Origin of the sequence: Longimicrobium sp. (genome assembly GCF_036399255.1) — a bacterium.
Lineage (GTDB): Bacteria > Gemmatimonadota > Gemmatimonadetes > Longimicrobiales > Longimicrobiaceae > Longimicrobium.
This window is the reverse complement of the sequence record NZ_DASWNM010000103.1, coordinates 41722-64395: the sequence shown is the minus strand read 5'-3', so window position 1 is coordinate 64395 and position 22674 is coordinate 41722. Positions and strand designations below refer to the sequence as shown.

General features: G+C 71.3%; 25 protein-coding genes. 21 read left to right on the top strand and 4 right to left on the bottom strand.

Annotated elements, in window-relative coordinates; all coding sequences use genetic code 11:
• The first annotated feature begins 2 nt into the window (after nt 1-2).
• From VGC13_RS19200 to VGC13_RS19160, 9 genes are all read left to right on the top strand, one after another.
• The gene (locus VGC13_RS19200) at nt 3-1022 is read left to right on the top strand and encodes a hypothetical protein (protein WP_331126898.1); all 1020 of its coding nucleotides are present in this window, start codon (nt 3-5) and stop codon (nt 1020-1022) included.
• Nucleotides 1023-1399: 377 nt separating this feature from the next.
• Nucleotides 1400-2494, top strand: a complete 1095-nt coding sequence (gene ribD / locus VGC13_RS19195) for a bifunctional diaminohydroxyphosphoribosylaminopyrimidine deaminase/5-amino-6-(5-phosphoribosylamino)uracil reductase RibD (RefSeq protein ID WP_331126897.1) — start codon at nt 1400-1402, stop codon at nt 2492-2494.
• Between the two features lie 6 nt (nt 2495-2500).
• Entirely contained in the window at nt 2501-2968 is a 468-nt protein-coding gene (locus tag VGC13_RS19190) for a DUF7684 family protein (RefSeq protein ID WP_331126896.1), read from the top strand.
• Between the two features lie 489 nt (nt 2969-3457).
• Nucleotides 3458-4114, top strand: a complete 657-nt coding sequence (locus tag VGC13_RS19185; RefSeq protein WP_331126895.1) for a riboflavin synthase — start codon at nt 3458-3460, stop codon at nt 4112-4114.
• Nucleotides 4111-5226, top strand: coding sequence for a class A beta-lactamase (bla, locus tag VGC13_RS19180; protein WP_331126894.1), 1116 nt, complete (start codon nt 4111-4113; stop codon nt 5224-5226). The genes VGC13_RS19185 and bla overlap by 4 nt, the downstream gene beginning before the upstream one ends.
• Before the next feature lie 473 nt (nt 5227-5699).
• Complete coding sequence (locus VGC13_RS19175; RefSeq protein WP_331126893.1) at nt 5700-6905, top strand: bifunctional 3,4-dihydroxy-2-butanone-4-phosphate synthase/GTP cyclohydrolase II; 1206 nt, start codon at nt 5700-5702, stop codon at nt 6903-6905.
• A gap of 116 nt (nt 6906-7021) precedes the next feature.
• Nucleotides 7022-7501, top strand: coding sequence for a 6,7-dimethyl-8-ribityllumazine synthase (gene ribH, locus VGC13_RS19170; RefSeq protein ID WP_331126892.1), 480 nt, complete (start codon nt 7022-7024; stop codon nt 7499-7501).
• Entirely contained in the window at nt 7498-7932 is a 435-nt protein-coding gene (gene nusB, locus VGC13_RS19165; RefSeq protein WP_331126891.1) for a transcription antitermination factor NusB, read from the top strand. Before ribH ends, nusB begins: the two co-directional genes overlap by 4 nt.
• The gene (locus tag VGC13_RS19160) at nt 7929-9041 is read left to right on the top strand and encodes a glycosyltransferase family 4 protein (protein WP_331126890.1); all 1113 of its coding nucleotides are present in this window, start codon (nt 7929-7931) and stop codon (nt 9039-9041) included. Before nusB ends, VGC13_RS19160 begins: the two co-directional genes overlap by 4 nt.
• A 23-nt stretch (nt 9042-9064) precedes the next feature.
• Here VGC13_RS19160 and VGC13_RS19155 read toward each other — a convergent pair whose 3' ends face one another.
• Nucleotides 9065-9706 (bottom strand): hypothetical protein, encoded by a 642-nt coding sequence (locus VGC13_RS19155; RefSeq protein ID WP_331126889.1) that lies wholly within the window; start codon nt 9704-9706, stop codon nt 9065-9067.
• A gap of 100 nt (nt 9707-9806) precedes the next feature.
• Nucleotides 9807-10436 carry a hypothetical protein gene (locus VGC13_RS19150; protein ID WP_331126888.1) on the bottom strand — a complete coding sequence of 210 codons (630 nt, stop codon included), beginning with the start codon at nt 10434-10436 and terminating at the stop codon, nt 9807-9809.
• 704 nt (nt 10437-11140) lie between these two features.
• Here VGC13_RS19150 and hprK point away from each other — a divergent pair.
• The 12 genes from hprK to VGC13_RS19090 all read left to right on the top strand — a co-directional run bounded on the left by hprK (nt 11141) and on the right by VGC13_RS19090 (nt 21490).
• The gene (gene hprK, locus VGC13_RS19145; protein WP_331126887.1) at nt 11141-12091 is read left to right on the top strand and encodes an HPr(Ser) kinase/phosphatase; all 951 of its coding nucleotides are present in this window, start codon (nt 11141-11143) and stop codon (nt 12089-12091) included.
• Nucleotides 12084-12503: a hypothetical protein gene (locus VGC13_RS19140; protein ID WP_331126886.1), complete on the top strand. Its 420-nt coding sequence runs from the start codon at nt 12084-12086 to the stop codon at nt 12501-12503. Before hprK ends, VGC13_RS19140 begins: the two co-directional genes overlap by 8 nt.
• The gene (locus VGC13_RS19135) at nt 12478-12966 is read left to right on the top strand and encodes a PTS sugar transporter subunit IIB (RefSeq protein ID WP_331126885.1); all 489 of its coding nucleotides are present in this window, start codon (nt 12478-12480) and stop codon (nt 12964-12966) included. Before VGC13_RS19140 ends, VGC13_RS19135 begins: the two co-directional genes overlap by 26 nt.
• Nucleotides 12963-13631 (top strand): PTS sugar transporter subunit IIC, encoded by a 669-nt coding sequence (locus VGC13_RS19130; protein WP_331126884.1) that lies wholly within the window; start codon nt 12963-12965, stop codon nt 13629-13631. Before VGC13_RS19135 ends, VGC13_RS19130 begins: the two co-directional genes overlap by 4 nt.
• Complete coding sequence (locus tag VGC13_RS19125) at nt 13628-14368, top strand: PTS system mannose/fructose/sorbose family transporter subunit IID (protein WP_331126883.1); 741 nt, start codon at nt 13628-13630, stop codon at nt 14366-14368. The genes VGC13_RS19130 and VGC13_RS19125 overlap by 4 nt, the downstream gene beginning before the upstream one ends.
• 10 nt (nt 14369-14378) lie before the next feature.
• Nucleotides 14379-14648, top strand: coding sequence for an HPr family phosphocarrier protein (locus VGC13_RS19120; RefSeq protein WP_331126882.1), 270 nt, complete (start codon nt 14379-14381; stop codon nt 14646-14648).
• Between the two features lie 5 nt (nt 14649-14653).
• Nucleotides 14654-16438 (top strand): phosphoenolpyruvate--protein phosphotransferase, encoded by a 1785-nt coding sequence (ptsP, locus tag VGC13_RS19115; RefSeq protein ID WP_331126881.1) that lies wholly within the window; start codon nt 14654-14656, stop codon nt 16436-16438.
• A 74-nt stretch (nt 16439-16512) separates the two neighbouring features.
• Nucleotides 16513-17688: a methionine adenosyltransferase gene (gene metK / locus VGC13_RS19110; RefSeq protein ID WP_331126880.1), complete on the top strand. Its 1176-nt coding sequence runs from the start codon at nt 16513-16515 to the stop codon at nt 17686-17688.
• A gap of 786 nt (nt 17689-18474) precedes the next feature.
• The gene (locus tag VGC13_RS19105; RefSeq protein ID WP_331126879.1) at nt 18475-19023 is read left to right on the top strand and encodes a bifunctional nuclease family protein; all 549 of its coding nucleotides are present in this window, start codon (nt 18475-18477) and stop codon (nt 19021-19023) included.
• Entirely contained in the window at nt 19020-20051 is a 1032-nt protein-coding gene (locus tag VGC13_RS19100; protein ID WP_331126878.1) for a carboxypeptidase-like regulatory domain-containing protein, read from the top strand. Before VGC13_RS19105 ends, VGC13_RS19100 begins: the two co-directional genes overlap by 4 nt.
• Nucleotides 20052-20060: 9 nt before the next feature.
• Complete coding sequence (gene recO, locus VGC13_RS19095; RefSeq protein WP_331126877.1) at nt 20061-20888, top strand: DNA repair protein RecO; 828 nt, start codon at nt 20061-20063, stop codon at nt 20886-20888.
• 110 nt (nt 20889-20998) lie between these two features.
• Nucleotides 20999-21490, top strand: coding sequence for a hypothetical protein (locus VGC13_RS19090; protein ID WP_331126876.1), 492 nt, complete (start codon nt 20999-21001; stop codon nt 21488-21490).
• Between the two features lie 330 nt (nt 21491-21820).
• Here the strand turns inward: VGC13_RS19090 and VGC13_RS19085 are convergent, their stop codons facing one another.
• Both VGC13_RS19085 and VGC13_RS19080 read right to left on the bottom strand, forming a co-directional pair.
• Nucleotides 21821-22180 carry a C4-type zinc ribbon domain-containing protein gene (locus VGC13_RS19085; RefSeq protein WP_331126875.1) on the bottom strand — a complete coding sequence of 120 codons (360 nt, stop codon included), beginning with the start codon at nt 22178-22180 and terminating at the stop codon, nt 21821-21823.
• Nucleotides 22181-22199: 19 nt separating this feature from the next.
• On the bottom strand, nt 22200-22652 hold the full coding sequence (locus tag VGC13_RS19080) for a PTS sugar transporter subunit IIA (RefSeq protein WP_331126874.1): 453 nt from the start codon (nt 22650-22652) through the stop codon (nt 22200-22202).
• Nucleotides 22653-22674: the final 22 nt, after the last annotated feature.

The following is a 22674-nucleotide window of genomic DNA, read 5'->3' as shown; positions in this document are numbered from 1 at the left end:
CGATGAAGAAGATTGCTTTCGCGGCCGCCGCGCTGCTCGCGGCCCCGCTGGCGGCGCAGGGCGACATCGAGACCATCTGCACCACCGGCGTTCCGGTGGTGGCGCAGGAGCAGTGTGCCGTCGTGGCGCAGGCGGTGGACGCCGCGCAGCCGCAGCTGGGCATTCTGATGGCCGGCGGCAACCCCACGCTGGGCACGGCCAGCACCGGCGGCGTGCGGCTGGGGCTCATTCCGCGGGTAAGCCTTACGGGGCGCATCAACGTGGTGGGCGCGCGGCTCCCCGACATCCGCGAAGAGGCGGACGGCGAGGCGGACCAGTTCACCCTTCCCGCGCCGGCGGTGGGCGCCAACCTGTCCATCGGCCTTACGCAGGGCTTCAGCGTGGCGCCCATGATCGGCGGGTTCGGCGCCATCGACCTGCTGGGCAGCGTGAGCGTGCTGCCGCTGTCGCTGGTGGGCGACGACTTTGGCGACAACGCGTTTTCGTGGGGCGCCGGCGCGCGCGTGGGGCTGATCCGCGAGTCGTTCGTCATGCCGGGCGTGTCGGTGTCGCTGATGTACCGCAGCCTGGGCGACGTCAGCTTCGGCAACGTGTGCGAGGGCACCGAGGTTCCCGCGGGCGACAACCGCAGCGTCTGCTCCACGGACGACGACTTCGGCGAGATCCAGTTCGGCCTCGACAACTGGAGTGCGCGCGCCGCGGTCAGCAAGCGCCTGCTGGGGCTGGGCCTTACGGCGGGCGTGGGATACGACCGGTTCGAGACCAGCGCCGACTTCGCCGTCCGCGCCCCCGGCCCGCCGGTCGGCGCCGAGCAGATCTACCGCTTCAGCGACATCGCGGTGGACAACGACCGCTGGTCGGCGTTCCTTGACGGCTCCTTCACCATCCTGTTCGGCTCCATTGTGGCCGAGGTGGGCTGGATGCAGGGATCCGACCCGGTGGAGAACTTCCCCTCGACGAGCGACTTCGATCCCAGGGAAGGCACGTTCTTCGGCAGCGTGGGCGCGCGGCTTTCGCTGTAATGCACGGCCGCGCCGCGGGCTGAAGCCCGCGGCTGGAACTGCCATAAGCCCCGTCTCGGCGCCGCTGACGCGGCACCAAACGGGGCTTCACCTGCTCGCGTGGGCCGGTCCGAGGCGCCGTACTGCAGTTGCGGCGCCCGTGACCTGGGCGCTCCGCGCGCAAGCATGTCATTCCGAAGGAGCGCCGCGAGTATCCTTCTGCTGCCCCGCTCCCGGCGCGCGACTGAGGAATCTACTTTCGGCGTCCTCCGCGTTTTTCGTAGCGTGCCGAAGCTGCGGCTACAATCCGCGCAGGCGGATTTTGCGCCTTTCCAGCGGCGAATTTCATTCGCTCCTGGATCCGGCGGCGCCATACCTGGGCCCTTGATCGTTCTCCCATGCCCGACCCCACACCGCACGACCTCCACCACCTCCGCCGGGCCATCGCGCTGGCGGGCAACGGGTGGGGCAGGGTATCGCCCAACCCCATGGTGGGGTGCGTGATCGTGCGCGACGGGGAGGTGGTGGGGGAGGGATGGCACACGGAGTACGGCCGGCCGCACGCGGAGGTCGAAGCCCTTCGCGCGGCCGGCGAGCAGGCCCGCGGCGCCACGGCCTACGTGTCGCTGGAGCCGTGCAGCCACTGGGGCAAAACGCCGCCGTGCACCGACGCGCTCACCGCGGCCGGTGTGCGGCGCGTCGCCTTTGGCGGATACGATCCCAACCCCAGGGCCCGGGGCGGGGCGGAGGTGCTGCGCGCCGCCGGGATCGAGGTGGTCGGCGGGGTGGAGGAGGCGGCCGTGCGCGACCAGAACGCGGTGTTCTTCCACGCGCACTCGCCCGCGGGCGCGGAGCGGCCGTTCGTCGCGCTGAAGCTGGCGATGTCGCTGGACGCCCGCATCGCCGACCGCGACGGCCGCTCCGTCTGGATCACCGGCGACGAATCCCGCGCCGAGGTGCACCGCCTGCGCGCCGGCTACGACGCGGTTGCCATCGGCAGCGGCACCGCGCTGGCGGACGACCCGCTGCTCACCGTCCGCGGCGCCGTGGAGCCGCGGGTGCCGCCCAAACGTGTCGTCTTCGACCGCGTGCTGCGCCTGCCGCTCGACGGCAAGCTCGTCCGCTCCGCCCGCGAGGTCCCCGTCTGGGCCGTCTGCCGGCCGGACGCGCCGGAAGTGCTGCGCCAGCCACTGGAAGACGGCGGGGTCACCATCATCGCTGCCTCGGGCCTCTCCGACCAGCTCCGCGCAATCCGCGACGCCGGCGTGCGGTCGATGTTCGTCGAAGGCGGCTCCGTGCTCGCCTCCGCGCTGCTGGCGGCGGACGTGGTGGATCGCATGTACCTCTTCTACGCCCCCGTCCTCATCGGCCCCCAAGGCGCCGCCCCCTTCGCCGCCATCCCCAGCCCCCCGCTGGCCGACGCCGTTCGCTGGCGCCGCCTCGATTCGCAGCCGTTCGGCGCGGATACGCTGATCACCCTGGTACGACGGTAGATCGCGATGGAGCAGATCGCGTCCGATTCACGCCGCGCGTTTTTTCTGCGCGTGCTGGCGCCGGGCGAGGACCTCGCGTCTCCGTTCGATGGAGAGCCGTACGCCGCGCTCGTCTGGGCGACGACGCGGCGCGTGCCCGCGGCGCAGAAGCAGCGGATCGCAACCGTGCTGATCGCGAGCGGATGCCGCTACGTGGTCTGCGGCGGCGTGGAGTCCGAGTCGTGGGAAGAGGCGGCGGATGATGCGTATCTCGCGCAGGATCTGCCGGAGCCGGTGCCCGACGAGCAGTTCGTGATGACGAGCAGCCATCGCGGCGAGCCGGAAGACGAGGTCGCGCACTTCTTCGTTCACGCAACCGGGATGCACAGCGACTTCGCCCGCTCCCTGGTGCTGCTGATCGGTGCGGACGACGGGGTGCAGGCGCGGCTGGCGGCGGCGGTGCGCGAAGAGGTGGAGGCTTCCGCGTCCGGCTGAAGCAACGCGCTGGACCGGGATCGCACTGCGCCCGCGGGGGCCCTCACCCGCTCACCCAGGCTCGCACCCTCAGGCGCGCACCTGCGGCTTTCCCACAACCAGCACGGACTCGTGGTGGATCGCCGAGGCCGCCGGTCGTGGGTGAAGCCTCGCGCGGTTTGCGAGGCTTTCCGCAGTCGTTGTGGCGAGTTTACTCGCTCTCGCGTGGCACAGGGATCACGAGCCGTTGAAGCCCCGTCCGGCGAGCGTGAGCGAGCCGTGACGGGGCTTGTCACGTTCCCAGCAGCGGGTTTACCCGCTCATCATCACATCCGCGGCCGAGTCGCCGGCCGAATCACGCCGGATCGCGCCCCCTCCGTTCCGTTGCCCACTGTCCCCTGTAACCTGTCCCCCTGTACCCTCTCCCCTGTCCCCTTCCGCCCTCACGCCGTAACTTTGCGCCCGCGCAGCACAGACGCGGGCGCGCACGCATCCAGCGAATCGGCCAACGTGTTCACCGGGATCGTAGAAGAAGTCGGCACCATCGCGGCCGTGGAGCCCATGGGGAACGGGGTGCAGTTCACCCTTCGCGCCTCGCTGGTGCTGGACGGCATCGGGCTGGGCGACAGCATCTCCATCGACGGCGCCTGCCAGACGGTGACCGCCATCCACCCCGACGGCTTCAGCGTGCAGGCCATCGCCACCACGCTGGGGCGCACCACCTTTGGCGACTACCAGCCGGGGCGGCGGGTGAACCTGGAGCGCGCGCTGGCGTTCGGCGCGCGGCTGGGCGGGCACCTGGTGGCCGGCCACGTGGACGGCGTGGGCAGGGTGCTGCGCATCCAGCCGCGCGAGGAGCTTACCCTCATCGACTTCTCGCTCCCCGAAGAGGTGGTGGGCGTCACCGTGCTGCACGGGTCCATCACGCTCAACGGCATCAGCCTTACCGTGAACGACCTGCCGGCGCCGGGTGTCTGCCAGGTGTCCATCATCCCGTTCACCTGGGATCACACGTCCATCGGCGACCTGCGCGAGGGCGACGGCGTGAACGTGGAGGGCGACATGATCGGCAAGTTCGTGCGCAACCTGCTGGGCGCGCCGGTGCGCGCGGGCGGCGAAGGCGGCGCGGCGACTGAGCACGTTCTCAGGGCGTGGGGGTACCGGTGAGGCTCGCGCCCGTCCTCCTGGCGCTTGCCGCCGCGGCCTGCGAGCCCGCGCCGGACCCGGACTACCGCGGCCAGAACTCCGTCCCCGTCGAGACGATGTCCGTCGACACGGCGGCGGGGGACCGGCACGCGCTGGACAGCGTCTTCGCGAGGATCGAGCGCGCGTCGGGCGGGGAGCTGGGCGTTTCGGCCGTCGTGGTGGAGAACGGGCGCGCGCTGGGATTCCGCGGCGGCGAGGCGTTTCCCATGGCGAGCACCTTCAAGCTCGCCGTGGCGCTGACGGTGCTGGCGCAGGCGGACAGCGGGCGCATTTCGCTGGACGACACCGTGCGCCTGGCGCCCGCGGACTACCGGCTGGGCCCCAGCCAGGTGTCCGAGGGGCTGCCGGCGGGCGGCGGCACGGTGACGGTGCGGCGGATGATCGAGTCGATGATGATGTTCAGCGACAACACCGCCACCGACGCGCTGATGCGCATGGCCGGCGGGCCGCAGGCGGTGATGGCGCACCTGCGGTCGCGGAACGTCGAGGGGATCAGGGTAGACCGGTACGAGGGGCAGGTGTTCCTGGACTACAACGGCGTCCGCGCGCCGCCCCCGCCCGCCGAGTGGACGCTGGAGCGCGTGCAGCGGCTGATCGACTCCGTGCCGCCCGCCGAGAAGCAGGCCGCGAAGGACCGCTTCTTTGCCGACCCGCGCGACACCGCCACGCCCGACGGCATGGCGGCGCTGCTGGCGCAGGTGCAGCGTGGCGACCGGCTGACGCCGCTGAGCCGCGAGTTCCTGCTGGACGCCATGCGCCGCTCGCCCACGGGGCGCGCCCGCATCCGCGCCGGCCTGCCGCCGGGGGTGGAGGTGGCGGACAAGACCGGCACCATCGGCCGCACGACCAACGACGTGGGGCTGGTGCGGCTGCCCAGCGGAATGCACCTGGCGCTGGCCGTGTTCGTCCGCAACTCCACGAAGAGCAACGCCGACGTGGAGCCGTCCATCGCCGCCGTGGCGAGCGCGGTGTACGGGCACTTCGCGGAACAGCAGGTCGTCTCGAGCCAGGTGGCGGCTCGGTCCGGAGACTCGGCCGCGCGGCCTCAGGATCGGGATTCCGCGCGTCCGTGACCTGAGTTGCGGGCCACCCGCACGGGCGAATGAATTCGCTGCAACAACCACACGAAGGCCGCCTTCGCGGACTGGCGGCTCCGTGGTGCGGGCAAGTGCCTGCCACGTAGCGGGGTGGGAGATGGCGGCCAACGTGGCCGCTTGAGGAATCGCGATCGAATTCTCCCCTCTCCGTGAGGAACGAACGGGGAGGGGCCGGGGGAGGGGCACCCCGCCGGGCGCCAGCTGGATGCCAGTCGCCGAGCCCCGATCTGTCGGCAACCCAACCTCCCCCAGCAGTTTTGGGGGAGGTGCGAGCCTAGGCGAGCGGAGGGGGCGCCTCGCGAACGCAGTTCGATCCCGTTCGAGACGCCCTGAAGTTTCTCCCCTCTCCGCGAGGAACCAGGGGGGAGGGGCCGGGCGAGGGGGCCCCAGCGGGCGCAGGGAGGGGTACATCTGATCTCTTGATCCAGAAACGGCGAGCGAGGCAAACCATGCCGTTCGACAGCATAGAAGACGCAATCGCGGACATCCGCGCGGGCAGGATGGTCATCGTCGCCGACGACGAGGACCGCGAGAACGAGGGCGACCTGGTCTGCGCGGCATCGGCCGTCACGCCCGAGATCATCAACTTCATGGCGCGGGAAGGGCGCGGGCTCATCTGCCTGGCGCTTACCGCCGAGCGCGCGGACGAGCTGGACCTGCGCCCCATGAGCGAGCACAACACCGAGGCGCTCAGCACCGCGTTCACCGTCTCCGTCGACGCCGCCGCGCGGCACGGCGTGACCACGGGGATCAGCGCCTGGGACCGCGCCAAGACCATCCAGGTGTGCATGGACCCGGCGTCGCAGCCGTCGGACCTGCGCCGCCCGGGTCACGTCTTCCCGCTTCGCGCCCGCGCCGGCGGCGTGCTGCGCCGCGTGGGGCAGACGGAGGCGTCGGTCGATCTCGCCCGCCTGGCGGGGCTGCCGCCGGCGGGGGTGATCTGCGAGATCCTGAACGACGACGGCAGCATGGCGCGCCGGCCGCAGCTGGAGGAGTTCGCGGCGCGGCACGGCCTGAAGTTCGTCACCGTGGCGCAGATCGTCGCCTACCGCCTGCAGCGCGAGCGGCTGGTGCACCGCGAGGCCGAGGCCACCATCCCCACGCCCTACGGCGACTGGCGCATCGTGGCCTATCGCAACGACGTGGACGGGCACGAGCACGTCGCCGCCATCAAGGGCGAGGTGGAGGGCGTTCCCGACGTGATGGTGCGCATGCACAGCGAGTGTCTGACGGGCGACGTGTTCCACTCCATGCGCTGCGACTGCGGCGAGCAGCTGGACGCCGCCATGCAGCAGATCGAGCGCGAGGGGCGTGGCGTGATCGTCTACCTGCGGCAGGAGGGGCGGGGGATCGGGCTGGTGCACAAGCTGCGCGCCTACAACCTGCAGGACCAGGGGATGGACACCATCGAGGCCAACGAGGCGCTGGGCTTTCGCCCCGACCTGCGCGAGTACGGCATCGGGGCGCAGATCCTGCTCGACCTGGGGCTCTCGTCCGTGCGCATCCTCACCAACAATCCCAAGAAGATCGTGGGGATGGATGGATACGGCCTCTCCGTGGCGGAGCAGATCCCCATCACGGTGGAGCCCAACCCGCACAACGCCGAATACCTGCGCACCAAGCGCGAGCGGATGGGCCACCTGCTGCCGACGTGAAGTGCGGGAGTGCGGGAGTGCGGGAGTGCGGGAGTGCGGGAGTATGAAGATGGAGATCGGGCGTGCCGCGGGAACCTGGGCACTGGACACTTGGAACTGGGCACTGGGTACTTCTTTTGACTGAACATCACGGGCAGATCCGCGGCGAAGGCAAGCGCTTCGGCATCGTCGTAAGCCGGTTCAACGACCTCATCACCCGCCAGCTGCTGGCCGGCGCGCGCGACTGCCTGCTGCAGCACGGCGTGGCCGACGACGCCATCGAGGCCGTGTGGGTGCCCGGCGCGTGGGAGATCGCCGGGCCGCTGCGCATGCTGGCGCAGAGCGGGCGCTTCGACGCGGTGATCGCGCTGGGGTGCGTCATCCGCGGCGCCACGCCGCACTTCGAGTACGTGGCCGGCGCGGCGGCCAACGGCGTCGCGGCCGTGGGCGCGGCGGTGGACGTGCCCGTCGTCTTTGGCGTGCTGACGACGGAGACCATCGAGCAGGCCATCGAGCGGGCGGGGACCAAGGCCGGCAACAAGGGGTGGGATTCGGCGATGGTGGCCATGGAGATGTCGGACCTGTACGCGCGCCTGGGCGGCCGGGAGGCGCGGTGAAGAGCCGGAGCCGCGCCCGGGGCTGGGCGCTGCAGGCGCTGTACGCGTGGGAGCAGCGCGGCGGCGGGGCCGAGATGGGAATGCCGGTGCTGCAGGAGCTGTTCGCCAACCTGCGCGTCTCCCCGACGAACCGTCCGTACGCGGAGATCCTGGTGCGCCTCGTCGCCACCAACCTGGCGAAGATCGACGAGACCATCCTGGCGTCGCTCACCAACTGGCGGCTGGAGCGGCTGTCCGTCATCGACCGCGCCATCCTGCGCCTGGGGACGGCCGAGATGATGTTCGTGGACGACGTGCCGCCGCGCATGTGCATCCGCGAGATGGTTCAGCTGGCGGAGAAGTACGGGACGGCCGACAGTCCGCGCTTCGTGAACGGCGTGCTGGACGCGGTGATGCGGCGCGTGGCCCCGGGGGAGGCCGCCGGGGCTTGAACATCCTGGTCCTCAACTGGCAGGACCTGGCCAACCCGCAGTCCGGCGGCGCCGAGATCCACCTGCACGAGATCTTCGGGCGCCTGGCGCGGCGGGGGCACACGGTCACCCTTCTCTGCTCCGGCTGGCCGGGCGCCGCCGCCCGGGCCGAGGCGGACGGCATGCGCATTCACCGCACCGGCGGCCGCAACACCTTTTCGCTCGCGGCGCCGGCGTACTACCGGAAGCACCTGGCCGCCGCGCCGTGGGACGTGGTGGTCGAGGACCTGAACAAGGTCCCGCTCTTTACCCCGTACTGGGTCCGGCGCCCGCTGGTCCTGCTGGTGCACCACCTGTTCGGCGCCACGGCGTTCCGCGAGGCCAGCGTTCCCTTCGCCGCGGCCACCTGGCTGCTGGAGCGCCCCATCCCCCGCGTCTACCGCGGCCTTCCCGCCCAGGCCGTCTCCGAGAGCACCGCCGACGACCTCGCGGCGCGCGGCCTGCGCCGGAGCGACCTCCGCGTCATCCACAACGGCGTGGACCTGGAGTTCTTCTCGCCCAACCCCTTCGTGGCGCGCTTTCCCGAGCCCACCTTTCTGTACGTGGGCCGGCTGAAGCGGTATAAGCGCATCGACCTGGCGGTCGAGGCGGTGGCCCTCCTGCGCGCGCGCGGCACGCACGTCCGCCTGCGCATCGCCGGCCGCGGCGACGAGGAGCCGCGGCTGCGCGCGCAGGTGGAGCGGCTGGGGGTGGGCGACCGGGTGGAGTTCGACGGGTTCGTGACGGAAGAGCGCAAGCGCGAGCTGCTGCGTTCCTGCTGGGGCACGGTGCTTCCCTCGCCCAAGGAAGGGTGGGGGATCGCCAACGTCGAAGCCGGTGCCTGCGGCACCCCCGCCGTCGCCGCCGATTCGCCCGGCCTGCGCGAGTCCGTCGTCCACGGCCAGACCGGCCTGCTCGTCCCCTACGGCGACGCGGGGAAGCTGGCCGACGCCCTCGCCTCGCTGGCGGCGGATCCCGCGCTGGTCGCGCGCCTGGGCGCCGGAGGCCGCCGGTTTGCGGAAGGCCTCTCCTGGGACCGCGCCGCGGACCTCACCCAGGCGCACCTGGCGGAGGTAGCCGGGCGGGGGTGAGCGATGCCGTGGGCTGGCCGAGGCTATGACGCGGTGACGGCGTTGCTCAGCAATGCGCCCAGGCCCAGCACGGTCACGATCAGGCCGGGAACGGTGCCCACGCGCACGCCCAGTTCCATCGAGGAGAGGCTGCCGCCATCCTCCGCGCCGTCCGGGAACAGGTAGCCGCGGGCGCTCACCGCCACCCAGTCCGTCAGCCCGACGGTGGCGTCGGCCGTCAGGCCGGCGATGGTCTGGTGAGGATACGTCCTGGGCGGATGCTGGGCCACCATCGGCCCCGCGCCCGCGTCTAGCGCGAGCCCGGAGCCCAGCCAGCGGCGGTAGCGGCCCTTGAGGGCCAGGTGGAACCCGGTGGGGCTGGTTCCCACGGCGATGGCAGCGCCCACGGCCTGACCGGGGCGGTGGTTCACCATCGCGCCCACCTCCCACTCCGCCATCCGCCACGGCTCCGCGGGGTCGCGGGCGTCCGCGTCCCACTCCGGGTAGTAGTTCAGGTGCGCGACCAGAAAGGCCGCGCACCCAGGCGCGGGGGCCCCGCGCCGGCAGAACGAGCGCGGTTCTTCCGCTTCCTGCGCGGACGCACCCGCCGGAAGCGCGAGCGCGGCGGCCAGCCCCGCCACGCACAGCAGCGGGCGGATGGACGAGGAGCCGGGAAGCGACTGCATTGGATGGGTCACCGGTGAAAGGATGTCGACGGGCGAGCGCCCGGCGACGTGTGCTGGCTGCGGATCGAGGGCCTGGCGCCGGCCGGGAGGGGTGTGCGGGTCAGCCCGACACGCCCACGGCGACAACGGCAAGCACGGCTCCCAGGACGCTGGCGACCAGGCCGGGAACGGTTCCAAAGCGCACGGTGCCGTAGGTGGCGCCGACGGGCTCGCGATTCAGGTCGCTCCAGAGGAGGTCGCCGCGCACGCCGACCGAAACCCAGTCGGTAAGCCCCACCGCCACGTCGCCCGTAACGCCCACCGCAGTGCGCGTGGTGACGGTGGGAGCCCAGTCGCGCCTGGCCAGGGCCACGCCGCCCGACGCGTCCAGCGCCGCATGGCGGCCCATCCAGCGGCGGTAGCGCGCCTTGACCGCGGTGCGCCCCCCGTTGCCGTCCCGCCCCACCACCAGCGTCCCGCCGACGGCGTGCCCGGGCCCGCGGTTCACCAGGACGCCGAGTTCCCACTCGTAGGGTGCCTCCAGGTCGCTGAAGCGCTGGATGCGCGGGTAGTAGGAGAACTGGGCCGCCAGCATCATCTCGCAGGAGGGCAGCGGCCGCCCCACGTAGCAGAACCGGCGCGGCTCTTCGGCGTCCTCCTGCGCCGCGGCGGAGGCAGGGAGCGCCACCGACAGCGCAAAGGTGGCTGCGCATGCAAGCAGCAGGACGGCGGTGCGGCGCGGAGGGGTCATGCGTCGGGCCGATGCGGGGGAGTACGGGACGTGCAATGAAGTCGTGCGCTCCGTAGCATACCGCGTCTGCGCCACGGCTCTGCGAGGGGAGCCGCACCAGAATCGTCACGGAAGGCCCGGAATGCGGCCTGGATCGCGAGAACCGCGCCCCAGGGGAGCGCGCGCGATCGGACGTGCGAGCGGGCCCGCAATGGCGAATGAATTCGCTGCAACCACCACACGAAGGCCGCCTTCGCGGACTGACGTCTTCGTGGTTCGGGCCAGTGCCTGCCACGTGGCGGGTTGGGTGAATGCGGCCGAGAAACAGCCTGCCGGAGCGGGACCGAATTCTCCCCTCTCCGTGAGGAACGAACGGGGAGGGGCCGGGGGAGGGGCACCCGGGCGGGCGCCAGTTCGATGCAATTCGCCGAGCCACGACCCATCGGCACCCCAACCTCCCCCAGCAGTTTTGGGGGAGGTGCGAGCCTGAGCGAGCGGAGGGGGCGCCGGCGGACGCAGTCCGGATCGTCCGCAACGGGACCGAATTCTCCCCTCTCCGTGAGGAACGAACGGGGAGGGGCCGGGGGAGGGGCACCCCGGCGGACGCAGCCTGAATCGTCCGAAGCGCGACGTATCCCCCTCCCGCCGTGGCCCCGCCGCGGGCGAGGCGTTATCCTATCCGCCCGCGCCACTGACGCACGGACCGTGAACCCGGGAATGGCGACGTGACGGTCGACGAGCTGCTGCGCTCCAAGAAGGACTCGCTCGTGCTGGAGCTGCTCACCGACGAGCGGGGGCTCTCGCGCGCCATCGCCAACCCCGACATCAGCTCGCCCGGGCTGGTGCTTACCGGCTACACCGAGCGCTTTCCCAGCGAGCGCATGCAGGTGCTGGGCGAAACCGAGGTCGCCTTCCTGGAGTCGCTGGACGACGACCGCCGCCGCGCCGCGCTCATCACCTTTTTGGACTTCGACATCCCCGTCGTCTTCATCACCAAGGGGCAGGAGGCGCCCGAGCCGCTGGTGGAGCTGTGCAACCAGTGCGGCACCCCCGTCATCCGCAGCGCCCTGAAGACCGCCGAGTTCTACACCCGCATCAAGCCCTTCCTGGAAGAGCGCTTCGCCCCCCGCACCACCCTGCACGGCTCGCTGGCCGACGTGTACGGGGTCGGACTCCTCTTCGTGGGCAAGAGCGGCATCGGCAAGAGCGAGACGGTGCTGGACCTGGTGGAACGGGGCCACCGCCTGGTCGCCGACGACCTGGTGATGATCACGCGGCGGGGCAACGAGGTGCTCATCGGCAAGGGGCACGACCTGCAGCGGCATCACATGGAGATCCGCGGGGTAGGAATCATCGACATCCGCACCATGTTCGGCGTACGGGCCATTCGCCAGCAGAAGCGCATCGAGGTGGTGGTGCAGCTGGAGATCTGGGACGAGGAAGCCGTGTACGACCGGACGGGGCTCGACAACAAGACCATGGACATCCTGGGCGTGCCCGTCCCCATGGTGACGGTGCCGCTGGTGCCGGGGAAGAACATCACCGTGGTGTGCGAGGTGGTGGCCATGAACCACCTGCTCAAGTATTCGGGGGTCGACACCGCGCGGCTGTTCAACCAGCGGCTGCAGAACCGGATGGCCGGCACGTCGGAGTACCTGGAGGAGGATTATGAGTGAGCCCGTGGTCGGGCTGGTGGTGAGCCATGCCACGCTGGCCGAGGGGCTGGTGCAGTCCGTTCGCCAGATCGCCGGCGCCGAGGCCGACGCCCTGCGCGCCCTGAGCAACGAGGGGTGCGGCCCCGAGGCCCTGCAGAAGAGCGTGCGCGACGCGCTGGGCGACGGGCCGGGCATCGTGTTCACCGACATGCCCAGCGGCAGCTGCGCCTTCGCGGCGCGGCGCCTTACCCTGGACCGCGACGACACCGCCGTGGTCTGCGGCGTGAACCTGCCCATGCTGCTGGACTTCGTCTTTCACCGCGACCTTCCCCTGCCGGAGCTGGTGGACCGGCTCGTCAGCAAGGGAAAGTCGGCGATCACCGGCTCGTGCCGGGAGGTGGCGGGCCATGGCGATCGTGCTGCTGCGGGTTGACGAGCGGCTGATCCACGGCCAGGTGGTGGTGGGGTGGTGCGGCCCGCTGCACGTGGACCGCGTCGTCGTCGTCGACGACGACATCGCCGCCAGCCCCTGGGAGCAGGAGCTGTACATCCTGGGCGTGCCGCCCGAGATGGAGGCGCGCTTCGCCTCGGTGGACGAGGCGCGCACCCAGGTGGCCGAGTGGCGCGACGGCCCCCGGCGGGTCATCGCGCTGGTCCGCGACATTCCCACCGCGCTGCGCTTGGCCGAGGGGGGCGTGCTGGACGGGGTGGAGGTGAACCTGGGCGGAATCCACCACAAGGAGGGGCGCGTGCGCGTCCTTCCCTACCTGCACCTGGACGACCGCGACCGCGACGCGCTGCGGCGGCTGGCCGCCACCGGCGCCACCGTGAGCGCCCGCGACCTGCCGTCCACCCGCCCCGTGCCCCTGGACGAGCTGCTGGAGCTGGCGGGATGATCCCCGACGCGCCCACCCTGCTGCTGCTGGGCCTGCTGGGCGGCGTGCTGGCGCTGGACGCCACCTCCGTCGGCCAGTTCATGCTGTCGCGCCCGCTGATCGCGGCGGGGCTGGCGGGGATGATCGCGGGGAACCCCGAGGGCGGCATCGTCGTCGGGGTGCTGATGGAGGCCATTCACCTGGCCGTGCTCCCCGTGGGCGCCGCCCGCTACCCCGAGGCGGGCCCCGCCTCGGTCGCGGCCGCGGGCGCCTTCGCGGGCGCGCCCGCGACGTCGCAGGTGGCGCTGCTGGCCTCCGTGGTCTTCATGCTGGCGTGGGGATGGCTGGGCGGGCGCAGCGTGGAGTGGATGCGGCGATTGAACGCGCGCATCGCCGTTCCCGCGGCGGGGCCGGTGGAGGCGGAGACGGTGGAATGGCTGCACTGGCGCGCCATCGGGCTGGACTTTGCGCGGGGCGTGGTGGTGACGCTGGCGGGGCTGCTGGTGCTGGGGACGCTGCTGGAGACGCTGGGGTGGATTCCCTTTCGCGAGCCGTGGACCCGGCCGGCGCTGGCGCTCTCGGCCGCGGCGGCGCTGGCCAGCTCGCTGCGGCTCTTTGGACGCCGCCGGCTGCCGCTGTTCGCGGCGGGGGCCGCGGCGGGGGCGGTGCTGCTGTGGCTGCGGTGAGCGAGCTGCCGCGCGCCGTGCGCCGGGCCATGCTGCTGCGCAGCCTGGCGGTGCAGGGATCGTGGAACTACCAGACGCTCATCGGCACGGGTCTGGCGTTTGTCCTGGTGCCCGCGCTGCGCCACGTGCACGGGGACGATCCGGCCAGGATGCGGGCGGCGCTGGCGCGGCACGCGGAACTGTTCAACGCCCACCCGTACCTGGCCGCGCTGGCCGCCGGGGCCCTGGCGCGGCTCGAGGCCGACGGGGTGCCGGCGGAGACGGTGGCCCGCTTCAAGAACGCCATCCGCGGCTCGCTGGGCTCGCTGGGCGACCGGCTGGTGTGGCTGATGTGGCGCCCCGCCTGCGCCCTGCTGATGGTGGCGCTGCTGCTGGCGGGCGCCGGGTGGTGGATCGCCGTCCTGGCGTTCCTCGTGTCGTACAACGCACTGCACCTGTGGCTGCGGACCTGGGGGCTGCGCGCCGGCTGGCGCGACGGCCTGCAGGTGGCGCGCGCGCTGCGCGAGGCCCCGTTCGAGCGGCTGGGCGAGCGCGCGGGCGACGCGGGGGCCGTGCTGGCCGGCTTTTCGGCCGTGCTGGCCCTGGGGTGGGGGGGCGAGCGCGGCTGGGTGTACGCCGCATTCGGAATCGCCGCGCTGGCGGCGGGGATCGCGCTGGGGCCCCGCATTCGCTGGGTGGCCGCCCTGGCGCTCACCGCCCTGCTGGTGGCGGGCGTGGTGCTGCACAACAACCCTTGACCATTGCAGGATGGAACACGCGAGCGAAGTGACCATCGTCAACAAGTACGGCCTGCACGCGCGTCCCGCGGCCGAGTTCGTGAAGCTGGCCAACCGCTTCACCAGCGAGGTGTTCATCCGCAAGGACGACGTGGAGGTGAGCGGCAAGAGCATCATGGGGGTGATGATGCTGGCCGCCGAGTGCGGCTCGGTCGTGCACGTGCGCGCCGCCGGCGACGACGCCCGCGAGGCCGTGGACGCGCTGACCGAGCTGGTCCGCAACCGTTTCGGCGAGGAGTAGCGCCCGTGAGCGTGATCCGCGACGGCATTCCGGCGGCGCCGGGAATCGTGATCGCCCCCGCGCGCGTGCTGCGCTGGGAGGTGCCGCGCGTGCCGCACGGGGTCACGGTCCCCGAGGCGCAGGTCGAGGCCGAGGTGCAGCGCTTCCTGGACGCCTGCGCCTACGCCCAGGAGCGCATCCGCGCGGTGCAGGCCCGCGCCGAGGTCACCGTGGGCGAGGTGGAGGCCCGCATCTTCGACCCCCAGGTGCTCATGCTCGAGGACGCCGACCTGGTGCAGGGCACCATCGGCTACATCCGCGACAACCACCTGACGGCGGAGCGGGCGTTCGAGTGGCGGGTGCTGGAGTGGGAGTCGGCGCTGTCGCACTCCTCGCACCCCATGATCATCGACCGCCTGGCCGACCTCGCCGACGTGCAGGCCCGCGTCCTTCGCCGGCTGATGGGGATGCCCGACCCCGACCTGGCCGCGCGGGTGGAGGGCGACAAGGTGATCCTCATCGCCCACGAGCTCACGCCGTCGGTGACGGTGCAGCTGGACCCGAAGCACGTGATCGGGATCGCCACCGACCTGGGGACGCGCACCTCGCACAGCGCCATCCTGGCCCGCTCGCTCGACATCCCCTGCGTGGTCTCGCTGGGCAACCTGTCCGAGACGGTGCGCGACGGCGACGAGCTGATCCTGGACGGGCGGCAGGGGCGCGTGGTCATCGCCCCCAGCGACGAGGAAAAGGAGACGTACCGGCAGCGCGACTACCTGGTGCGCGAGTGGGAGCAGGAGCTGGTGCTGCTGGCCCACCTCCCCTCCGTGACGCGCGACGGCACGCGCATCGAGCTGCGCTCCAACATCGACCTTCCCGGCGAGGCCGAGAGCGCGCGGACGCATGGGGCGGACGGCGTGGGGCTGTACCGGACGGAGTTCCTGGTGGTGGGGCGCGCCACGGCGCCGGGCGAGGAAGAGCAGTACGCGGCCTACCGCAAGGTGGCGGACGCGTTCCTCGGGCAGCCGGTGATCATCCGCACCTACGACCTGGGGGGCGACAAGTTCCCGGCGTTCCTGCACATCGGCCGCGAGGAGAACCCGTTCCTGGGGTGGCGCGCCATCCGGGTGTGCCTGGACGAGCCCGACATGTTCCGCACCCAGCTGCGGGCGCTGGGGCGCGCCATGGTGCACGGCGACATCCGCATCATGCTGCCGCTGGTCAACGAGATCAGCGAGGTGGAGCGCAGCCGCGTGCTGCTGGAGGAGTGCCTGGCGCAGCTGCGCGCCGAGGGCGAGCCGGTGCCGGCCACCTACAAGCTGGGGGCGATGATCGAGACCCCCGCCGCGGCCATGCTGGCCCCGGAGCTGGCGAAGCACGTGGACTTCTTTTCCATCGGCACCAACGACCTGGTGCAGTACACGCTGGCGGTGGACCGCGGCAACTCGCGGCTGGCGCGGCTATACAACCCCTTCCATCCCGCCGTGGTGCGGCTGCTGGACCTGATCACCCGCGCGGGAAACGAGGCGGGGATCGAGGTGGGGGTGTGCGGCGAGCTGGCGGCCAACCCGGTGGGGGCGTTCATGCTCATCGGCATGCGGGCCCATTCGCTTTCCGTGGCGCCCTCGTCGCTGGCCGAGATCAAGAAGGTGATCCGCTCCGTCACCTGGGAGGCGGCGGCCGAGGCGGCGGCCGAGGCGCTGACGGCCGCCACCCCCGACGCGGTGGCCACCGGCCTGACCCAGCGGCTCAGCCGCATGCTGGACCTGGGCAAGTTCAACGGCGGGTACAACTTGTCCGGCGGGGAGTGAGCGTGTAGCTTGCCGCCCTCCTTTGCCGGACCCGATCCGCACCTCCATCATCCCCTTACCGACAGGCACTGACCGTGGCCGAACGCCGCCAGCTCTTTACCTCGGAGTCCGTCACCGAGGGCCATCCCGACAAGATCGCGGACCAGATCTCGGACGCGGTGCTCGACGCCATCCTGGAGGCCGACCCGGCCGGCCGCGTGGCGTGCGAGACGCTGGTCACCACCGGCGTGGCCGTGGTGGCGGGCGAGATCACCACCAGCACCTACGTCGACATCCCCGCCATCGTGCGCGGCACGCTCAAGGGGATCGGCTACACCGACGCGCAGTACGGCATCGACGGCAGCACCTGCGCGGTGATGACGACCATCGACCAGCAGTCGCCCGACATCGCCATGGGGGTGAACACGGGCGGCGCGGGCGACCAGGGGATGATGTTCGGCTACGCCACGCGCGAGAACGACGAGCTGATGCCCATGCCCATCCTGCTGGCGCACCGCGTGAGCCGGCGGCTGGCCGAGGCGCGCAAGTCGGGGAAGCTGGCCTGGCTGCGGCCGGACGGAAAGAGCCAGGTGACGGTGGAGTACGAGGGCGGGCAGCCGGTGCGCGTGGACACGGTGGTCGTGTCGACGCAGCACGACCCCGAGGCCACGCTCGAGCAGATCCGCGCCGAGGTCATCGAGCACGTGATCACGCCCTCGATGCCCGAGGGGCTGTACGATCCCGAGAACTGCACCATCCACGTGAACCCCACCGGGCGCTTCGTCATCGGCGGGCCGCACGGCGACGCGGGGCTCACGGGCCGCAAGATCATCGTCGACACGTACGGCGGGATGGGCCGCCACGGCGGCGGCGCGTTCAGCGGCAAGGACCCCACCAAGGTGGACCGCTCGGCGGCGTACGCGGCGCGGTGGGCGGCCAAGAACGTGGTGGCGGCGGGGCTGGCGGACCGCTGCGAGATCCAGCTGGCGTACGCCATCGGCGTGGCCGAGCCGGTGTCGGTGCGGGTGGACACCTTCGGCACCGGGCAGGCGGACGAGGAGGCCATCGAGCGCGCCGTGGCGCAGGTGTTCGACTTCCGCCCGCTGGCCATCATCGAGGCGCTCAACCTGCGCACGGCCATCTACAAGCCGTCTGCGGCGTACGGGCACTTCGGGCGGCAGCCGGAGGTACTGGAGAACGGCCTGCAGCTGTTCCCGTGGGAGCTGGCGAACCGGGTGGACGAGCTGCGCAAGGCGGCGAAGGCGGGGTGAAGGGGTGAAGGGGTGAAGGGGTGAACGGGTGAACGGGTGAACGGGTGAAGGGCCCCCGGGCGAATGAATTCGCTGCAACAACCACACGAAGGCCGCCTTCGCGGACTGGCGGTTTCGTGGCTCGGGCAGGTGCCTGCCACGTAGCGGGGTGGGAGATGGCGGCCGACGTGGCCGCTTGAGGAATCGCGATCGAATTCTCCCCTCTCCGTGAGGAACGAACGGGGAGGGGCCGGGGGTGGGGCACCCCGCGGGCGCCAGCGTGATGCCTTTCGCCGAGCCTCCCACTTTCGCGGCTCCGGCACGGGCGAATGAATTCGCTGCAACAACCACACGAAGGCCGCCTTCGCGGACTGGCGGTTTCGTGGCCGGGGCGGGTGCCTGCCACGTAGGGGGCGGGCGGATTGCGGCCAACGTGGCCGCTTGAGGAAACGCGATCGAATTCTCCCCTCTCCGTGAGGAACGAACGGGGAGGGGCCGGGGGAGGGGCACCCCGCGGGCGCCAGCGTGATGCCTGTCGCCGAGCCCCGATCTCTCCGGAACCAACCTCCCCCAGGGGTTTTGGGGGAGGTGCGAGCCTAAGCGAGCGGAGGGGGCGCCCGCGGACGCAGTTCGGTCATTGTCGAAGCGGGCTCGAATTCTCCCCTCTCCGTGAGGAACGAACGGGGAGGGGCCGGGGGAGGGGCACCCCGCCGGGCCCCGGCCGCTGTGCCAGTGTGACCATCGTACGGCCCGCAACCTGCTGCCCGGGGAGGGGAAACGCATGAACCCGGGGAGCCACCAGAGGCCATGATCAAGATACGCGTCCAGAGCCTGGGGCTCGACCAGAGCACCAAGTCGCCGGTGGTGATCCTGCAGGAGGAAGGGGGCCCGCGCGTCCTTCCCATCTGGATCGGCCCGGCCGAGGCCAGCGCCATCGCCATGGAGCTGGCGGGGATGAAGTTTCCCCGGCCCCTTACGCACGACCTGTTTCCGCTGCTCATCCGCGGGCTGGGGGGCACGCTCACGCGCGTGCTCATCACCCGCGTGCACGACAACACCTACTACGCCGAGCTGGTCATCCAGCGCGGCGACGAGATGTTCACGGTGGACGCGCGCCCCTCGGACAGCATCGCCATCGCGCTGCGCACCGAGGCGCAGCTGTTCACCACCGAGGACCTGCTGACCAACGCGTCCATCGAAATGCCCTCGTCGGGCGAGGCGGCGGACTTTTCGCAGGCGCCGGTGGACGAGGGCGGCGAGACGCCGCAGGGGCCGCAGCCGGGGCTGAGCCCGGAGCAGCTCAAGGAATACCTTCGCAAGATGGACCCCGAAGACCTGGGACGCTTCAACCCGTGACCGATCCATTCCTGCGCAAGCGGGCGGCGCGCTGCACGGCGCGCCGCCCGCTCTCGCTGATGCTTCTGCTCGCCGCCGCGCTCGCGGCGGTGCTTTCGTTTTCGTCCGCCGCCCCCGCGCAGACGTCGCTCACCGGCCGCGTGGTCAAGGCGGGGGAGGGGGTGCCCGGCGCACCGGTGGAGCTGCACCGCGTGGCCCGCGACACCAGCGGCCTGCTGGCCCGCGCCGTCACCGGCGCGGACGGGGCCTTCACCTTTCGCGTGCCCCCCGCCGACACCGGCGGCTTCAACGTGGTGTTCGCCACGGCGATGGTGGAGGGGGTGCGCTACTTTGGCCCCGCGCTGCACCCCGGCGACCCCGGCGCGGGGTACCAGGTGGTGGCGTTCGACACCACCTCGTCCGCGGGCGCGGTGGACTCGCTGCGCGTCTCGCGGCGCGACGTGATCCTGGTGGCCGGGCAGCGGGGCGGATGGGAGGTGGCCGAGGTGGTGCGCGTCGACAACCCGCTGGACCGCACCGTGGTGGGCGTGGACGGCAAGCCGGTGTTCGGCCTTCCCATCCCCCCCGGCGCCACGGACTTCCAGACGGACGACCCCGCGCTCTCGGAGTCCACGGGCGAGAAGCCGCGCGACCTGGTGCTGATGGGCGGGCGCGTGCTGGCGACGGTGCCGCTGACGCCGGGCGGGCGCGACTTTTTTTTCCGCTACCGCCTGCCGCCCAGGACGGGGACGCTGTCGCTGCCGCTTTCCGGCCGCACGGACACGCTGGCGCTCTACGTCCGCCAGCCGGCGCCGGGGGTGAGCGTGCAGGGGCTTCCCGCGGGCGAGCCGTTCGAGGCGGAGGGCGAGAAGTTCGTCCGCTACACGGGAACGTCGCTCCCCGCGGACGCGCGCATCCGGGTGCGCTGGCGCGGGCACGGCGGCGCGCCGGTGGACCCGCGGCTGGCGGCGGGCATCGCGACGGCGCTGGTGCTGGCGATGGGCGCCTGGTTCGCGCTGCGCCGCCGCCCGTCGTCCACCCCCGCCTGACGCGCGACGATGGCGCTGGCCACCACCCGGGCGCTGGTGCTGCAGTCGTTTCCGTACAGCGAAACCAGCAAGGTGCTGCGGCTGTACACGCAGGACCACGGGCTGCGCTCGGTGATGGCCAAGGGCGCGCTGCGCCCCAAGAGCCGCTACGGGGGCGTGCTGGAGCCGTTCACGGAGGGCACGGCCACCTTCTACATCAAGGAGGGGCGCGACCTGCACACGCTCAGCGGCTTCGACCTGGTCCGCAGCCGGCAGGGGCTGGGCCGCTCGCTCGTCGGCTTCGCGGGAGCGTCGCTGCTGGCGGAGGTGGTGATCCGCACGGGGACGGAGGATCCGCACCCCGCGCTGTACGAGACGCTGGCGCAGGCGTGGGACGCGGTGGCGGGCGCGGGGGGGCCGGCGCGGGCGCTGGCGGCGTCGCTGGCCGGCGCGTGGAGCGTGGTGGTGCTGCTGGGGTTCGAGCCGCAGGCGGGCGCGTGCGTGCACTGCGGGCGCGAGCTGGCGGACGACGAGCCGGTGCGCTTCGACGCCTCGGCGGGCGGGGTGGCGTGCACGCACTGCCGGCCGGCGGGGCGGGTGCTGGACCCGGAAAGCCGGGCGGAGCTGCGGCGGATGCTGAACGGCGAGATCCCCGAGGGCGGGGTGGCGCGCCCGCGGACGCAGGGAGCGCTGCTGAAGGCGTTCCTGGAGGCCCAGCTGGCGCAGGACCGCCCGTTTCGCGCCCTCGAATTGTTCCTGGAGAGCACGGCGATGGTGCCGGCGCGCCCCGGGGAGGGGGGCGAAGGGGCGGGGGACGAGGCGGAGGGCGGGCCGGAGGGGCGGGGGGCGCTTGCTTGACCCCGCGCCCGGACTGCGGGTATGTTGACGCGCGATCCACGTACGAACGGTCCAAAGGAACTGACGGAGGAGCAACCACGCGCGAAACCTGGTGAACAGATGAGGTGCTGATGCTGCGTGCACCGCCTGTTCTGCTCCTTCTGTGGCTGGTCTGCGGCTGCCTTTCTCCACCCGGCGCGGGCGCGCAGGGCGCCCCGGGAACCCAGTCCAGGGGCTTTCGCCTGGAGCAGAACTACCCCAACCCGGCAAACCCGGACACTTACATCCCCTTCATCCTGGAGGAAAGCCTGTTCGCGGGCGCGTCACCCCCCGTGGTGAGCATCCGCGTGGTGAACATGCTGAACCAGCAGGTCGCCATTCCCAAGGCCGTGGGCCACCCCCGCGGCGGCAACGTGCCGGTGCTCAACCTTCGCTATACCGAGCCGGGGCGTAAGGTGGCGTACTGGGACGGGCGGGACCTTCGCGGAAGGCGGGTGCCCACCGCCGTGTACTTCATCATCCTGCAGGTGGGCGACCACGTGGAGTACACCCGCATCTCCGTCACGGCGCCCCGGCGCCGATCGCGGCTGCTTCCCTTTTTCCGCCGCCGCGGCGACGAGTAAAGGCCGGTCCAGAGCACTGGGCCGGCCTTCGCTTTTCCGTCACGCAGAGAAGCGATTCCAGCTTCTTCTCCTGGCCAAACCTGTCTCGCCGCAGAATGACAGGTGTTTCCCCGGACCGGTATGATGCCGAATCCGGGAAAACAACACCTTCATGGGTACAGAGGAACAGAGTCAAACAGAGGAACAACGCTTTCTCTGTCTGACTCTGTTCCTCTGTACGATGATTCTTTTTCGGGATCTGGGACGACACACGTCTCTGGGATGATGCGAAGAACCCTCCCCCGCACGGCGCGGAGGAGGGTTCTTCGCCATCGAAATCAACGTGGTGCTTCAGTCGATCAGGTACAGGAAGCGGCCGCAGCTCTGGCAGGTGCGGACTTCCTCGTTGCGGTCCACGTCGGACGCAAGCGCGGTGGGCACCTGCACGAAGCAGCCGTAGCAGGTGCCGCGGATGACCGGCACCACCACCCGCGGATGCTTGGCCTGCATCCGCTGCAGACGGCCGCGCACCTGCGGAGGAAGCGAAGCCTCCATCTCCGTGACCTTTTCGTCGATCTGCGCCAGCGCGTTCTCGACGCCCAGCCCGAACACCGACTCCTGGAACTCCCGGTCGCCGCCCGCCGCGGCCAGCTCGCGCCGCTGCGTCTTGAGGTCCTGGATCTCCAGCAGCGTCTCTAGGTGAGGATGCATCAGTCCTTTATCCGTGGTTTCAGGCGCCCTTTTCCTCCAGCAGCGCCAGGAACTCCCTGGGTGACTGCACGCTCGCCAGCCGTCCGGGAACGTCGGCCTCCTTGACGAACCCCGCGATCTTGCCCAGCACCGGCAGGTACTGGTTCGACACCTCCAGCGGGGGCGCCACGATCAGAAAGAAGTACTGTACCGGCTGGTCGTCGATGGCCCGGTACTCGATGGGGTCGGCCCGGCGGCCAAAGGCCACCCGCAGCCGGTTCACCACCAGCGAGCGGCAGTGCGGAATGGCGATTCCCTTGCCGATTCCCGTGCTGCCCAGGTTTTCGCGCCGCTTGAGCATCTTGAACAGGATGCCCTGCGACTTGTCGTCCAGCCCCAGAAGACCGATCAGCTCCTTGAGGATCTCGTCCTTGCTCGAGCCCTGAAGGTCCAGCTTGATCGCGTCCTCGGTGAAGAACTCACGCAGTTCCATATATGCAGATCCCGTTGGACAA

Coding starts and splice junctions, on each gene's coding strand:
- VGC13_RS19140 (WP_331126886.1), top strand. CDS start 12,084: ATGAGTGAGCCCGTGGTCGGGCTGGTGGTGAGCCATGCCACGCTGGCC.
- VGC13_RS19085 (WP_331126875.1), bottom strand. CDS start 22,180: ATGCATCCTCACCTAGAGACGCTGCTGGAGATCCAGGACCTCAAGACG.
- VGC13_RS19135 (WP_331126885.1), top strand. CDS start 12,478: ATGGCGATCGTGCTGCTGCGGGTTGACGAGCGGCTGATCCACGGCCAG.
- VGC13_RS19120 (WP_331126882.1), top strand. CDS start 14,379: ATGGAACACGCGAGCGAAGTGACCATCGTCAACAAGTACGGCCTGCAC.
- VGC13_RS19190 (WP_331126896.1), top strand. CDS start 2,501: ATGGAGCAGATCGCGTCCGATTCACGCCGCGCGTTTTTTCTGCGCGTG.
- recO (WP_331126877.1), top strand. CDS start 20,061: ATGGCGCTGGCCACCACCCGGGCGCTGGTGCTGCAGTCGTTTCCGTAC.
- ribD (WP_331126897.1), top strand. CDS start 1,400: ATGCCCGACCCCACACCGCACGACCTCCACCACCTCCGCCGGGCCATC.
- VGC13_RS19155 (WP_331126889.1), bottom strand. CDS start 9,706: ATGCAGTCGCTTCCCGGCTCCTCGTCCATCCGCCCGCTGCTGTGCGTG.
- VGC13_RS19150 (WP_331126888.1), bottom strand. CDS start 10,436: ATGACCCCTCCGCGCCGCACCGCCGTCCTGCTGCTTGCATGCGCAGCC.
- VGC13_RS19080 (WP_331126874.1), bottom strand. CDS start 22,652: ATGGAACTGCGTGAGTTCTTCACCGAGGACGCGATCAAGCTGGACCTT.
- VGC13_RS19200 (WP_331126898.1), top strand. CDS start 3: ATGAAGAAGATTGCTTTCGCGGCCGCCGCGCTGCTCGCGGCCCCGCTG.
- VGC13_RS19105 (WP_331126879.1), top strand. CDS start 18,475: ATGATCAAGATACGCGTCCAGAGCCTGGGGCTCGACCAGAGCACCAAG.
- VGC13_RS19175 (WP_331126893.1), top strand. CDS start 5,700: ATGCCGTTCGACAGCATAGAAGACGCAATCGCGGACATCCGCGCGGGC.
- VGC13_RS19090 (WP_331126876.1), top strand. CDS start 20,999: ATGCTGCGTGCACCGCCTGTTCTGCTCCTTCTGTGGCTGGTCTGCGGC.
- VGC13_RS19130 (WP_331126884.1), top strand. CDS start 12,963: ATGATCCCCGACGCGCCCACCCTGCTGCTGCTGGGCCTGCTGGGCGGC.